General features: G+C 73.4%; 7 protein-coding genes. 4 read left to right on the top strand and 3 right to left on the bottom strand.

From position 1 onward, the window contains the following. Positions 1-2 precede the first annotated feature (2 nt). Complete coding sequence (locus tag MFF26_RS06855; RefSeq protein WP_238307787.1) at positions 3-1,217, bottom strand: MFS transporter; 1,215 nt, start codon at positions 1,215-1,217, stop codon at positions 3-5. Positions 1,218-1,380: 163 nt separating this feature from the next. Between MFF26_RS06855 and MFF26_RS06850 the strand changes: the two genes are divergently transcribed. After that, the gene (locus tag MFF26_RS06850) at positions 1,381-2,709 is read left to right on the top strand and encodes a hypothetical protein (protein WP_238307786.1); all 1,329 of its coding nucleotides are present in this window, start codon (positions 1,381-1,383) and stop codon (positions 2,707-2,709) included. 170 nt (positions 2,710-2,879) lie between these two features. Beyond that, a complete protein-coding gene (locus MFF26_RS06845; RefSeq protein WP_137829415.1) occupies positions 2,880-3,320 on the top strand; it encodes a DUF1489 family protein in 441 nt (146 codons plus the stop codon). Positions 3,321-3,443: 123 nt separating this feature from the next. Here the strand turns inward: MFF26_RS06845 and MFF26_RS06840 are convergent, their stop codons facing one another. Continuing rightward, a complete protein-coding gene (locus tag MFF26_RS06840) occupies positions 3,444-11,159 on the bottom strand; it encodes an apolipoprotein A-IV repeat region-like domain-containing protein (protein ID WP_238307785.1) in 7,716 nt (2,571 codons plus the stop codon). Positions 11,160-11,646: 487 nt separating this feature from the next. Here MFF26_RS06840 and MFF26_RS06835 point away from each other — a divergent pair, with 487 nt between their 5' ends. Together MFF26_RS06835 and MFF26_RS06830 are read left to right on the top strand one after the other, a co-directional pair. Then, entirely contained in the window at positions 11,647-12,015 is a 369-nt protein-coding gene (locus tag MFF26_RS06835) for an Hpt domain-containing protein (protein WP_137829417.1), read from the top strand. Between the two features lie 129 nt (positions 12,016-12,144). Then, the gene (locus MFF26_RS06830) at positions 12,145-12,465 is read left to right on the top strand and encodes a 2Fe-2S iron-sulfur cluster-binding protein (protein ID WP_137829418.1); all 321 of its coding nucleotides are present in this window, start codon (positions 12,145-12,147) and stop codon (positions 12,463-12,465) included. A gap of 149 nt (positions 12,466-12,614) precedes the next feature. Here the strand turns inward: MFF26_RS06830 and MFF26_RS06825 are convergent, their stop codons facing one another. After that, entirely contained in the window at positions 12,615-13,790 is a 1,176-nt protein-coding gene (locus tag MFF26_RS06825) for a vWA domain-containing protein (RefSeq protein ID WP_137829419.1), read from the bottom strand. Positions 13,791-13,989: the final 199 nt, after the last annotated feature.

Below are 13,989 nucleotides of genomic sequence, written 5' to 3'. Positions count from 1 at the left end.
CGTCAGCCGCCCCGTCCCGCGGGTGTCGTGCTGCGGGCGAGGCCGGTGAGCGCGAGCCCGGCCAGCGCCAGCGGCGCCATCATCAGGAAGGTCGCCGCCCCTCCAAACGCGCCGTAGACCGTCCCGCAGGCGAGCGTCGCCAGCGCGGAGACCAGGGCGGTGGTGGCTCCGACCGTTCCCTGCGCCCGCCCACGCGCCCCGTCCGGGGCGAAATTCGAGACCGCGTTCATCGCCCCGAGATGCGTCGCCCCGAAGGTGAGGGCGTGCAGCATCTGCAGCGGGACGAGGAGGACGAGATTCCCCTCGGCGACGCTCAGACCCACGGCGCGCGTCACCGCGGCGAGGCCGCCGAGCGCCAACAGGCGGAACGGGCTGCGCCAGCGGGCGGGGAGGCGGGCGAGCCCGGCGAACAGGACGATCTCGGCACCGACGCCGACGGCCCAGAGCACGCCGATCCAGGGTGCGGAGACGCCGTGGGCCGCCCAGCTGAGACTACCGAAGGCGTAGATCGCCGCATGGCTGGCCTGGATCAGCGCGGCGGCGCCGATGGTGAGCCGCAGCATCCGGGGCAGGCGCGGCGGCGGGCCGTCCGCCGAGGGGCGCGGCTCGCGCGGGGCCGCCCGCTCGCCGGCCCCCAGGGCTACGAGTGCGGCGAGGAGGGCGAGGCCGGTGAGGAGCAGCGGCACCGCCACCTGGCCGCCCAGGGCGCCGAGCAGGGCGCCGCCCGCGAGATTGGCGAGGAGGAAGGCGACCGATCCGAACATGCGGATCCGGGCGTAATCGATGCGCCTGGGCGCGCGGCGCGCGGCGGCGAGCGTCAGGTAATCGATGCTCGGCACCAGCGGAGCCTGGGCGGCGGCGTTGAGCACCACGAGCAGCCCGAGCAGGACGACGGCGATGCCGGCGGCCGATGGCATGAGGGCGTAGGTCGCGGCCAGCGTCAGGCTGCCGGCGGCGAGCAGCGTGCGCGGGCGAACGCCGCGGTCGATCAATCCGGTGAGCGGGCGCGTCGCCACGATCTTGGTGGCGATGGGCAGGGCCAGGAGCAGACCGATCAGGCCCGGATCGAGCCCGAGCGCCCCGAGCCAGACCGGCATGAACGGCATCGCCACGCCGATCTCGACGAAGACGACCGCGTAGAGCAGGCCGAGCCGCAGGGGATCGGGCTCGGCCGCCGCGGAGGGCGAACCGGCCTTCGGGGGAGGGTACGAGGACAAGGCCGCCGATCCCGTATGGTGGCGCATCGGGGACGGCGCCGCGGCGGACGCCCGTGCGAAACAGCGTAAGCAGCCGTTAAACGCCGCGTGTCAATGTCGGTGCGGTCCGTCAATCGTCGCGGACCCGCGACGCGTGCGGGTGTCCGCGTCCTTGCGGGGTGTGATGTCGAGTTCCCATTCCCTGACGACGCGAGACGCGTCCCAGTACGAACTGATCGAGGCCGCCGTCCGGGAGACCGAGCGGGGCCGCTGGTTCCTGGAAGAATATGCGCGGCGCAACCGCAACGCCGACACCGAGGTGCTGCTCGGGGCGATCCACCGGCTCGAATCGGTGGTGACGGAGGAGCGCGGCGGGGACGACGTGGTGCGCTTCCGCGGCGACCTGATGGATATGGCCGATGCCATCGCCCGCACCCGGGCGGAGGTGGCCGCCCTGTCCGGCCCCGATCATGGCGAGAGCCGCCTCACCGTCGCCTCGGAAGCCCTCGATTCCATCGTGCGCGCCACCGAGCGGGCGACCTCGGACATTCTCGGCGCAGCCGAGCAGGTCCAGGAGGTCGCCTGGACCCTGCGGGAAACCGGCGCCGACGGTGCGGTCTGCGACGACCTCGACCGCCACGCCACACAGATCTACACCGCCTGCTCGTTCCAGGACCTGACCGCGCAGCGCACGAGCCGCATCGTGCACACCCTCCGCTACCTGGAAGACCGGATCACCTCGATGATCGGCATCTGGGGGCCTGAGGAGGCCGTACCGGACCTCGACACGGATCCCCGCATCCGCCGCGACACCGCCCGGACGATGGAGGCGGCCCTCGACCAGACCGATGTCGATCGCTTCCTCGACATGGACGGCCCGGCGGCCCAGGCCGAACCGGTCCGCCCGCCGCTCACGGCGATCACCCTGCACGACGATCTGGCCTTCCTGCCCGAGATCCCGGTCGAAGCGGCCGGGCCGGTCGGGGAGGGGGCCGCCATCGACCCCGTGGCCGAGGCGCCGACCTTCGAGACCGCCGCCGATCGCGACCCGCAGGCGCCGGTCGTCGCGCCTCCAGCGGACAAAGCCGCGGCGCCGGTGGAACCGGCTCCGGTCATCGAGCCTGCGCCGCTGGTGACGCTTCCGGCCGCGATCCTCCCGGCCGCGCTCGCCGCGGGTCTCGCAACCTGGGAAGCGGCCGAGACGCCGGTCGCGGCGTCCCGCGAGGATGCCCCGGCGCAGAGTGCCGTCCAAGGCGAAATCGTCGCGAAAGAGGCCGTCGCGAAAGAGGCGGTGGCGAAGGCCCCCCTCGGCGATCTCTTCGACGTGCCGGTCGATGCGCCCGCCCCCGGAAAGCCCGTCGCCGAGACGGCAGCGCCCGAGACGGCCGCCGATGAGAAGGCGGCCGGCGAGTCGACCGCCGCGCAGCCCTCCGTCGTGGTGGACGACCTCGCCGATGCCTTCGTCAATTTCGACGAGCTGAGCATCGAGGAGAAGATCGCCCTGTTCGCGTGAGCTCCGCGCCGCGTCGGGCTCCGAGCGCGACCGGCCGGACTCGGCGCTGCGACATTCCCCCGCGACGCGGATGACGGTTTCCGGCCGCGTCGGAGCGGGGTAAGCGCACGGCGCCCGCCGCCCTGCCCGGCCCGGCCTTCCCTCGCGCATGGGACATCGCAGCCTCGGCCATGGTCCTGCATCTCCTGAAGCTCTGCGTCGGCCCCGCCTCGATCGGGGAGTTGGAGGCGCGCATCGCCCGCCATCGCGACGAGGCCCTGCGGCTCGGCGCCGACCCGCGTCCGTCGCACGTCACCCGGATGGTGCCGAAGCGCGCCGCCGCCATTGCCGGGCAGGGCTCGATCTACTGGGTGATGAAGGGCACGCTCAGCTGCCGTCAGCCGATCCTGGCGATCGACCCGTTCACCGGCACCGACGGCATCGACCGCTGCCGCCTCGTCCTCGACCCCGCCGTCACGGCGGTGGCACCCCGCCCCTGCCGCCCGTTCCAGGGCTGGCGCTATCTCGAGGCCGGCGATGCCCCGGCCGATCTCGACCGGGCGAGCGCGGGAGATCTCGCCGAGATGCCCGAGAGCCTGAGGCGGGAACTGGCAGCGCTCGGGTTGATCTGACGCGCCGCGGGACCGGCGCTTCGCTCGCCCTCAGGAAGAGCGGAGTGATGGGCGCCAGATGATTCGCAACGAAGAAGGGGGCCGTATGGCCCCCTTCGCTCGCGTGTCGGATGGGCCCTCGCCTCACACCTCGTCGAACCGGCCGCTCGCATGGGCAAGCATCGTGTAGACCTTGCCGGTCTCCGAGGTCAGGTAGGCGTCGGCGCGGCGGGTGTCGCGGTCGTTCTTGGTGACCTCGCCGAGCAGGCGCTCGAACTCGCCGACATAGCGATCCACCGTGCGGCGGAAATCGGCGTCGGCGCGGTAGCGGCGCTGGATCTGCTCGAAGGTCTGGCGGCCCTGCGCCGTGTAGAGGCGACCGTCGAACAGGTCGGACTCGCCGCGGCGGTAGCGCTGCCAGAACTCGACCGAGGCCTGATGATCGACCATCCGGGCGATGTCGGTCGAGATCGCGTCGAGGGAGATCCGCTCCGCTGCGGCCGGTGCCCCGGCCGGCGAGGCGGTTGCCCCGGTGGCGGGCACCTTGGCCGGGGCCGAATCGGCGCCGTCCTCGTCGTCGATCGAGGCGCGGGTCAGGAGGTCGGACAGCCAGCCGCGATTGTCGCGGGTGCCCGGCCGCCCCTGGACGGGCGCCTGCGCGGTAGGCCGCACCGGAGCCGTGGCCGGGACCGCGGCCGGGGCGGCCTGAGGACGGGCGGCGGGCTGGGCCGGAGCCGCAGGAGCGCGGGCCGGCTGCGGGGCGGCCGACGACGGAGCGGCGGCCCGCCCGGCCTCGGCCGTGCGGCGCTGCTCGGCGGCGCGGGGCTGGGCCGAGGGTTGCGCGACATCGACGGAGCGGTTGGAGCGGGCCACCAGGGCGGACAGCTCGTTCAGCGCGTCGATCTGCTCGGCCACGACGCGGCGCATCTCGCTCGTCGCATCCTGGGTCTCGCGGGGAAGCTCCAGCACACCGCGCTGAAGGTCGGCGCGGGTCGCGTCGAGCTCGCGCCGGATCTCGGCGGCCATCTCGCTCATCCGCACGACCGACTCGCCGAACCGGCCGGAGGCGGCGGTGAAGCTCTCCATCATCCGGGCGGAGGCGGCCTCAATGGCCTCGCGCACGGCGCCGGCGGTGCGTGCGCTCTCCGCGTCGGTGCCGGTGCGCAGGCGCTCGAAGTCGCCCGCCACCGCCTCACCGGCGATCCGGGCGGCCTGGGACAGGCTCTCCCCGAGTTCCTTGGCCCGGTTTTCGGCCGTGCGCAGGGTCTCCTCGACCACGCCGCCGAAGCGACCGGTCTGGGCCTCGATGTCGCGGGTGCGCTCCTCGAGACGGGCGAGGGCCGCCTCGACCGCCGACTGACGGGCGGCGAGGGTCTCGGCGAGCCGCGCCTCGACCGCCTCCAGGCTGGAGGCCGCGCCGGTCAGCGCCGAGACCTGCGCACCGGTGCGCTCGACCAGCGTCCGGCCGCGGGTGTCCAGCGTCTCGGCGAGCGAGGCCGCCTGCTGGAGCGCGCCCTGCGACGTCTCGCGCAGGGCAACGACCTGGGCCGAGACCTGCTCGGTCCCGCGGCTCGTCTCGGCGGCGATCTGGTCGAGGACCGACTGGATCTGCTCGATGCGGGCCACGAGGCCCTGCTCGACCGCGCCGAGATTGTCGCTCGCACCGTCCAGCAGCGCGGTCAGGCCGGCATTGACGCGCTCGATCCGGGCCAGCACGCCCCCGGCGGAGTCGCGCACCCGCTCGTCGGCCTCGGCGAGGGCGGCGACGGACGAGGTCGCCCCTTCGTCCAGGGCCGCGCGCAGGGCCTGGGCCGATTGGGCCGTCAGCGCCGTCAGGGCTTCGGTGCGCTCGCGCAGGATCTCGGCAAGGGGCGCGCCCTTCTCGGCGATAAGCCGGTCGAGGGCCTCCTCGCGCTCAGCGAGCGAGGCGGCGAGCGCCGCCGCCGGCCCGTCGAGGAGGCGGGAGAGTGCGGCGTTGCGCTGGTCGAGCACCGCCCCCAGGGCCTCGGCATGGGCCTGGGCCAGGGCGGCATGCCGCTTGGCGCGCTCGTCCAGGGCCGCGACCATCCGGCCCGTGCCATTCTCGACCAGGGCCGCGAAGGCCTGCTGACGCTCGCCCAGGGCGGCGTCGAAGCTGGCCTGACGCTCGACCCGCTCGTCCAGGGCCGAGACGATCCGGCCCGTCCCGGTCTCGACCAGCGACGCGAAGGCGTCGTGGCGCTCCATGAGGGCGGCGTCGAGGCGCGCATGGCGCTCAGCGCGCTCGTCGAGCGCCGCGGCGATGCGGGCGGTGCCAGCCTCGATCGCGGCGGCCTGACGCTCGGTGCGGTCGTCCAGGGCCGCGACCATCCGGCCCGTCCCGGTCTCGACCAGCGACGCGAAGGCGGTCTGGCGCTCGCCGAGGGTGTCGGCGAGGCCGGCATGGCGCTCGTCGAGGACCGCAGCGATCCGAGCGGTTGCGGCCTCGACCAGAGCGGCCTGACGCTGAGCCCGCTCGTCCAGCGCTTCGGCGATCCGGGTGGTGCCCCCCTCGACCAGGGCCGCGAAGGCGTCGTGGCGCTGGCGCAGCTCCGCGTCGTGGGCCGCCTGTTGCCGCGTGCGTTCGTCGAGCGTCGCGACCATCCGGGCGGTGCCGCCGTCGACCATGGCGGCATAGGCCTCCTGGCGCTCGTCGAAGGCCTCGGCCAGGGCGTCGGCGCGGCTCGCCACCACGGAGGCGAAGGCGCGCAGCCGGGCGTCGATGCGGGCGGTGAAGGCCGCACTGCGCTCGTCCACCGAATGGCCGAGCAGATCCGCCTGGCTGGCGACCAGCTGGGCGAAGGCGGCGCTGCGGCCCTCCACGAGGCCGTCGAGGCTCTTCATGCGCTCGTCGAACACCGCGACCATCGCCCTGGCCTGGGCGTCGAGGCGGCCGGTGAGGGCCGTGGAGCGGTCGTCGACCAGGGCGTCGAGGGTGGCGTGGATCTCTTCGAACAGGGCGCGCAGTTCCTGCGCCCGGCTATCGACATTGCGGGCGATCTCGAGGCCGCGTCCGTCCACGAGTTCGCCCAGCACGCCGAGGCGCTGGTCGAACAGGGTGGCGATGCCCTGCGTGCGGGCATCGACCTCGCCGGCCGCGCGGGTCAGGCTGCCCTCGAGGGTGGCGACGAGGGTGCGGGCACCTTCCGTGAGACTGTCCTGCAGCGGCACGATCCGGCCCTCGAACGTCTCGTCGAGGCGGCCGACATGGCCGTCGAGCAGCGCCCGGATCTCGCCGGTGCGGCTCTCCAGAAGGTCCTGGACGGTGCGGGCGCGCTCGTCGAGCGCTTGACGCAGGGCGCCGAGACCGGCTTCGAAGCCGCCGCGGATCCCGGACTCGCCGCCCTCCACGAGGCCGCGCAGCTCCGCCGTGCGGCTGTCGAGCAGGGCGCGGATCTCGCTCGCGCGTCCGTCGAGCACGTCCTGAACGTGGTGGGCGCGCTCGTCGAGGGTCGCGCGCAGGCCGGCCAGACCCTGGTCGAAGCGGCCGCGCACGGTCTCGGCGCCCTCGGCCACGAGGCCGCGCAGTTCCTCGCCGCGCCCATCGAGCAGGGAGCGGATCTCATCGCGATGCGTGTCGAGGGCGGCGCGCAGGCGTCCGTCGCCGTCGCCGATCAGGCCGTCGGCCTGGGTCAGGAGGTCGCGCAGGCCGGCGAGGAGCGTGCTGCCGCGCCGGTCGAGCAGTTCGCCGAGCGAGGCGCCGCCCTGATCGAGCAGGGCGCCGATCTCGGCCAGCCTTTGGCCGAGACCGTCCACCACCGCTTGGCCGCGGCGATCGAGATCGGCCGCGACGGCACCGCCACGCTCGCCGAACACCCGCGACAAGGCCTCGGCGCGCTCGTCGAACAGGCGCTCGATCGCCGCGATCTGGCCGGTCAGAGCCTCGCCGGTACCGGTGCTGCGGGTCTCCATCAGCCCGACGAGATCGCGGATGCGGCGGGTCAGCGCCTCGTCCACTTCGCGGGTCCGGGTCTCGATCAGGCGCACCGCCTCCAGGGCCTGGACGCCGAAATTCTCGTCGAGCTCGCGGGCGCGCTCGTCCAGGGCGGCCCAGAGAGCACCGAGGCGGGCGAGCACGCCGGTGTCGAGGCGGCCGGCCCCCTCGTCGAGGCGGCGGGCGAGATCGTCCGCGGCCCGGTCGAAATGCGTGCCGAGCTCGGCGGCCCGGCGATCGAGGGATTGCCCGATCGCGCGGTCGCCCTCCGACAGGGTGCGGGCGATCTCGGCGGCCCGCAGCACCAGCGCCTCGTTGAGCGCGTTGGTCCGCGCCCCGATCTGGGCATCGACCTGGCCCGCGAGCGTCGCGAAGGCATCGCCGAGTTCGGCGGCTTGGCGGACCGAGCGGGCTTCGATCTCGGCGATGCGCGCGGACACCGTCTCGGTCACGGAGCGCTCGCGCTCGGACAGGGCGGCGACCAGCGAATGGCCCTGCACGGCGATGGCGCGATCGATCTCGGAGAGACGGCCGTCCACGGCCTCGCCCAGTGCGCGGGCGCCGCCATCGATCCGCTCCGCGAGGATGTCGCCGCGGGCGATGATCTCCTGCAGGGCGGCGAGGCGGTTGCCGAGCACGTCGTCCACTGCCCGGGCGCGGCCCTCGGCGGTCTCGGCGAAGGCGGCGTGGCTGCGGTGGAGGGCATCGCCGACGCGGGCGGCGTGGTCGGTGATGGCGAGCACGATCTCGCGGCCGGCGCCCTCGAGCTTGGCGCGGGCCTCGTCCGAATGGTGGCCGATGAGGCCGACGGCGCCGCGGCCATGCGTGCCGAAGGCGCCTTCCATCTCGCCGAGCCGGGCCGTGAGATCGGCGCTCACGCCCTGCGCGGTGCGGGCGATCTCGCCGGAAACCGCCTCGCCACGGGCGGCGATCTCGTCGCCGAGGCGGGTCAGCGCCTCGTGCAGGATGTGGAGCGTCTGGTCGGTGCGGCCGTTCATCTCGCCGCCGACCTGCTCGGCGGTGCGGGCCAGAGCGGCACTCGCCTCGGTGCTGCGGGCGGTCAATTCGTCGCCGACGCGGGCCAGCGTCTCGCGCAGGCTGTGGAGCGAGGCCTCGGTGCGACCGCCGATCTCGGCGCCGACCTGTTCGGCGGTGCGGGCGAGCGCGCCGCTGGCCTCGTCGCCGCGGGCCGCGATCTCCTGCGAGACCCGATCGAGGAGGTCGCGAAGGTCCTGGGCCGCGCGCTCGGCCCGATCGCCGAAGGCGCCGCCGGCTTGGCCCGCCGTGAGGGCGAGGAGGCCGGTCGCTTCCGCGCCGCGGGCGGCGATGTCGTCGGCGACCTGCCGCAGGAGGGCGCGCAGCTCGCCCGCCGCCCGCTCGGTGCGGGCCGCGATCTCCCCGCCGGCCTGACCAGCCACGAGCGAGAGCGAGCCGGTGGCCTCGGCGCTACGGGCCGACAGATCCTCGCCGGCCTGGCGCAGGGCGTCGCGCAGGGCCTGTAGCGACTGGTCGGTACGGGCGCTGATCTCGCCGCCGGCATGGCCGGCTGCCAGTGCCAGGGCACCGGTCGCCTCGGTGCTGCGGGCAGACAATTCGTCGGTGACGCGGAGCAGCACGTCGCGCAGGCTCTGCACGGCGGCCTCGGCGCGGGCGGTCAGCTCGCCGCCGATACCGTCGGCGGCGCCGCGGAAACCGACGACCATGTCGGTCGAGCGTGCGGCGACGGCGGCGGCCGCCTCGTCGGCGGCGCGGCGCAGGGCTTCGCCGGCCTCGGCGAGGCGTCCGGCCATCTCCGCGGCCCGGTCGCGGGCCACACCGGCGGTCTCGTCCGAGACGCGGACGAGGCGATCGGCGGATTCGGTCGTGCCGGCGGCGAGCAGGGCCGCGGCGGCTTCGGCGGCCACGCGCAGGCGGCTCTCCACCTCCGCGACGCTGGCGGCGAGGGCAACGGCCGTCGCCTCCGCGCCGAGGCGGATGCCCTCGCCCGCGCTGCCGGCCTGGGCGGTGAAATCGGTGCCGAGGCGCTCGACGGTCTCGCGCAGGGTCTCGGCGGTGCGGTCGGCCTGCACGGCGAAGCCCTGGCCGAGGCCGGCGAGGGCCTGCTCGACTTGGGCGGTGGCCTGGGCGGCGTGGGTCGTCATCAGCCCGGCGACGCGCTCGGCGGTGCCGTCGAGGCCCGAGGCGAGGGCGGTGCCCCGCACCGCGATGGTCTCGTCGAGGCGGCCGGCGAGGGCCTCGATCCGGCCGGCGAGCTCGCCGCCGCGGCCGTCCACGGTCTCGGCAGCCTTCGCCGCCGCCGCGAGCAGCTCGTCGCGGCTGCGTTCCGCCCGGGTGGAAAAGTCCTGGGCGACGCTGCCGGCGGCGAGCGCCAGGGCCGCCTGGGCATCGCGGCCGCGGCCCTCGATGAGTTCGGACACGCCGGCGCCGGCGATCTCGATCTCGGCGCGCAGGGTGGCGCCGCGGGCGGTGATATCCTCGGCGATGCCGGTGCCGGTGGCGGCGAATTGGCGGCGCAAGCCCTCGCCGGTCTCGGCGAAGCGGGCGGTGATCTCGCCGCCGGTCTGGGCGAAGCGGTCGGTCAGTTCGGTGCCCCGGGAGAGGAAGGTCTCCTCCAGGCCCTTGGCCGAGCGCTCGAAGGTCTCGCGCACGCTGCCGCCCTGGCGGTCGAGGGCCTCGATCAGCGTCGTGCCGGTCTCGGCCAGGGACTTGGCCACCGCGCCGGCATTGTCGGCGAGGGTGCGGGTGAGCGCCCCACCCGTGCGCTCGAAGGCCTCGGTCACCTCGTCGGCGCGCTGCTGCAGCGAGACGGTGAGGTTCGTGCCGATGGTCTCGAGCCCGCCGCGCACGCCCGCGCTGGTGGCCTCGAGCTGGCGCACGAGGTCGTCGCCGCGGGTCGAGACGTTGCCGACCACCCGCTCCCCGACCTCGCCCAGGGCGGCGGTGATGGCGTCGCTGCGGGCGTCGAGGGCGCCGGTGACCCGCTCGCCCGCGCCGTTGATCGCCGCGACGATCCGCTCGGCCGCGCCGTCGAGTTCGCTCGACAGGTTCTCGTGCGAGCCGGCAATGGCGCCGCGCACCCGGTCGGCATTGGCCACGATCGACTCGCGCTGCGCGACGAGCTCGTCGACGAGGGTGCGGATGCGGATCTCGTTGTCCGAATAGGCCCGCTCCAGGGTGGAGATCTCGCCGCGCACCAGCGTCTCGAGTTCGCCGGCCCGCGCCAGCGCCCGCTCGACGCCATCGCCGACGGCGGCGACCTCGCGGCGCACCGTCTGCGACATGGTCAGGACAGCGTCGGTGGAGAAGCTCTCGGGCTCCGCCAGGCGAATGGCCACCTCGCCGACGGCGCGGGCGACGAGGCGCATCTCGTGGGCGCGCACCGCCAGCATCGCGGTGATCAGGAACAGCACGATCGGCCCGGCGATGGCGGTCGCCACCACCGCCCCCTGGAGCGCGGTGAGCCCGGTCACGAAGGCCTTGAGGTCGCCGCCCGACTGGTTCCAAGCGAGCGCCACGAGGCCGCCCAGCCAGAGGAGGGAGGCGATGCCGGCGACGATGTAGGGCTTACGCGAGGGACGCACCCGCAGCGTCTGCTGCAGGATGCCGATGTTCTGGCGATCGTCGTTGGCCACGAGCGAGCGGTCGGGCGGCAGCAGACCGCCTTCCCGACGGGAGCGCCCGCGCTCGGGCGGAGGCAGCTCGCCCAGATGGTCGAGATCGAGGTTCGGGATGCGCCGCCCATACGCCTCGGCCAGCGGATCGGAGAGGGGATCGTTGTCGCCGACATCGGGCAGCCGCGGCTCGACGCGGGCGGCGTCGCCCGCCGTCGGGATGTCCAGATTCAAAGCCTGCTCGATCGCGGAGAGGGCAGCCTCCGCCGGATCCTTCAGCTTCTTGTCGGTGGCCATGCAAACGCCTCGTTGTACTCACCCTGCGGCGATCTCGACCGATGGTCGCGATCACCGCGCCCGGCGGATGCCCGCCGTCCCCCGCCGCGGGGCGATCGGCGACGAAGGGATCGCCGTCGATCGACCGCCCGCAACGCCGTCCGGCCTTGGAAGCACCCGTCGCGGGCCTCCGCAGCGAAGACGGATTTACCCGTTTGACCGGGGCACCTTAGTCCTGCAGGTCCCGCTCCGGATACCCGGACCGGCCGGAGCCCCCATAAAACCTTAACGGAATGGTTACCAAGCCGGAGCCGGGCAGGGGGCGACCGCTTCGAACTCTGACGCGACGGGGGTTAAACCGGTACGCCCCGCACGGCCCTGCGCTGTGGATAGCCTCCGTCGCCCACAGGCGATGGGCCCGGGGACCGACGCGTTCGCGGATGCCGGGCCCCACCGCGGGCTCGAGATCCCCCCGAAAAGGCCGTGACGAGGCGGCACGAGACCGGACATGAGCAGCCACCCCCTGATCGACCGCGAGCACCTGACCGCGCAGACCTTCGGCGATCCCGACCTCGCCCAGGAGGTGCTGGGCCTGTTCGTCGAGCAATGCCGGCGCCTGATGCCGGCGATCGCCGCAGCGGAGCAGCCGGATGCGGACCGGGCCGATCTCGCCCATACCCTGAAGGGCGCGGCCCTCGGCGTCGGGGCCGCCCGCGTGGCCGCCGCAAGCGCCGCGGTGGAGACGAGCCTGCGGGCCGGGACCGGAGCGCCGGACCTGCCGGAGCTCGAGGCCGCCGTCGCGGCCACGCTCGCCCTGATCGCGGAGGAGGGGGCGACACCGACTCCGCCGTCCCTTGCTCCCTCATCCGGCACCTGACGCCGCCGGGCGCGTTTCCCGCGGACCGACGCGTCCATCTCGCAGCTTGCATTCTGGCGCGTCGGCCCTCAAGCAGTCGCCAACCGTCGGAACGCGCACGCGGCGCGGAAGACGCTCCCGGAGCTAGGCATGCCCAAGATCACCTTCGTCGATCACGCCGGTACGGCCCGTACCATCGACGGCGAAGTCGGTTCGACCGTGATGGAGACGGCGATCCGCAACAACGTGCCCGGCATCGACGCCGAGTGCGGCGGCGCCTGCGCCTGCGCGACCTGCCACGTCTATGTCGACGAGGACTGGGCCGAGAAGGTCGGCCCGGCCGAGCCGATGGAGCAGGACATGCTCGATTTCGCCTCCGACGTGCGCGCCACCTCGCGGCTCTCCTGCCAGATCCGCGTCACCTCCGACCTCGACGGCCTGACCCTCAAGACTCCCGCGCGGCAAGGGTAGCAGCAAGGGTAGCGGCAGAGTTAAGGCGACTGTGTAACGGGCTCCCGAAGGACGAGCCCTTCGGCAGGTCCAGGGCTGAGCCCTGATTGACGGAAGACCGGGGCGCGGCCCCGGCACCCGGGCAAAGGGCGTCCCGCCCGCCGCTGGATTCAGCGCAGCAGCGCCCGCATCGCGCCGTCGAGGCCTTCCAGCGTCAGCGGAAACATGCGGTCGGACATCAGGCGGCGGACCATGCCGATCGACTGGGTATAAGGCCAGTTCTCCGCCGGGATCGGATTGAGCCAGACCGCCTTCGCGAAGTGGTCGAGCACCCGCTGCATCCAGACCGCGCCGGCCTCCTCGTTCCAATGCTCCACCGAGCCGCCTGGATGGGCGATCTCGTAGGGGCTCATGGAGGCGTCGCCCACGAACACCACCCGATAATCCGACGGATAGGTGCGGATCACGTCCTGCAGCGGGATGCGCTCCTCGTGCCGGCGGCGGTTCTCCGTCCACACCGCCTCGTAGGGGCAGTTGTGGAAGTAGAAATGGGCGAAGTGCTTGAACTCGGAGCGGGCGGCGGAGAACAGTTCCTCGGCCAGTTCCACGTGCCAATCCATCGAGCCGCCGACATCGAGGAACAGCAGCACCTTCACGGCATTGCGCCGCTCCGGCCGCAGCTTCACGTCGATGAAGCCCTTGCGGGCGCTCTCGCGGATCGTGCCGTCGAGGTCGAGCTCGTCGGCCGCGCCGGTGCGGGCGAAGCGGCGTAGGCGCCGCAGCGCCACCCGCATGGACCGGGTGCCGAGTTCGCGGGTGTCGTCGAGATCCTTGAACTCGCGCTTGTCCCACACCTTCACCGCGCGGAAATTGCGGTTGCCGTCCTGGCCGATGCGGATGCCCTCCGGGTTGTAACCGTAGGCGCCGAAGGGGGAGGTGCCGCCGGTGCCGATCCATTTCGAGCCGCCCTGATGGCGCTCCCGCTGCTCGGCGAGGCGCTGCTTCAAGGTCTCGAACAGATTGTCCCAGCCGAGCGCCTTCAACTCGGCCTTCTCCTCCTCGGTGAGGTACTTCTCCGCGAGCTTCCTCAACCACTCCTCGGGAATGGCTGAGGGCTCCACCGCCTCGCCCAAAGTCTCGAGCCCCTTGAACACCGTGGCGAAGACCCGATCGAACCGATCGAGATGGGCCTCGTCCTTCACGAGCACGGTGCGGGCGAGGAAGTAGAATTCCTCGACGCGCTTCTCGGCGAGATCCCGCTCCATCGCCTGGAGCAGGGTCAGATATTCGCGCAGCGTGACCGGAACGCGGGCCTCGCGCAGGCTCGTGAAGAAGGTGAGCAACATAGGGACCTAAACGCCCGAGGCCCGTCCGCGGGTCAAGGCGGCGCGAGACGATCGCCCGGCCCCTGTCGGTCGGCGCCGACCCGGGCGCCGCAGCAGAGTCCTGTGGACCGCAGACGATTCCCGTGGATATCCTCACCCGGAGTCTTTTTGCGCAGGACACAACCGTCATCCGAGTCATTGAAGCTGCATCGCACAATGA

The sequence above is a fragment of the Methylorubrum suomiense genome, assembly GCF_022179765.1.
Lineage (GTDB): Bacteria > Pseudomonadota > Alphaproteobacteria > Rhizobiales > Beijerinckiaceae > Methylobacterium > Methylobacterium suomiense.
Note: the sequence above shows the minus strand (reverse complement) of the source record. Positions and strands in the feature narration are given on the sequence as shown.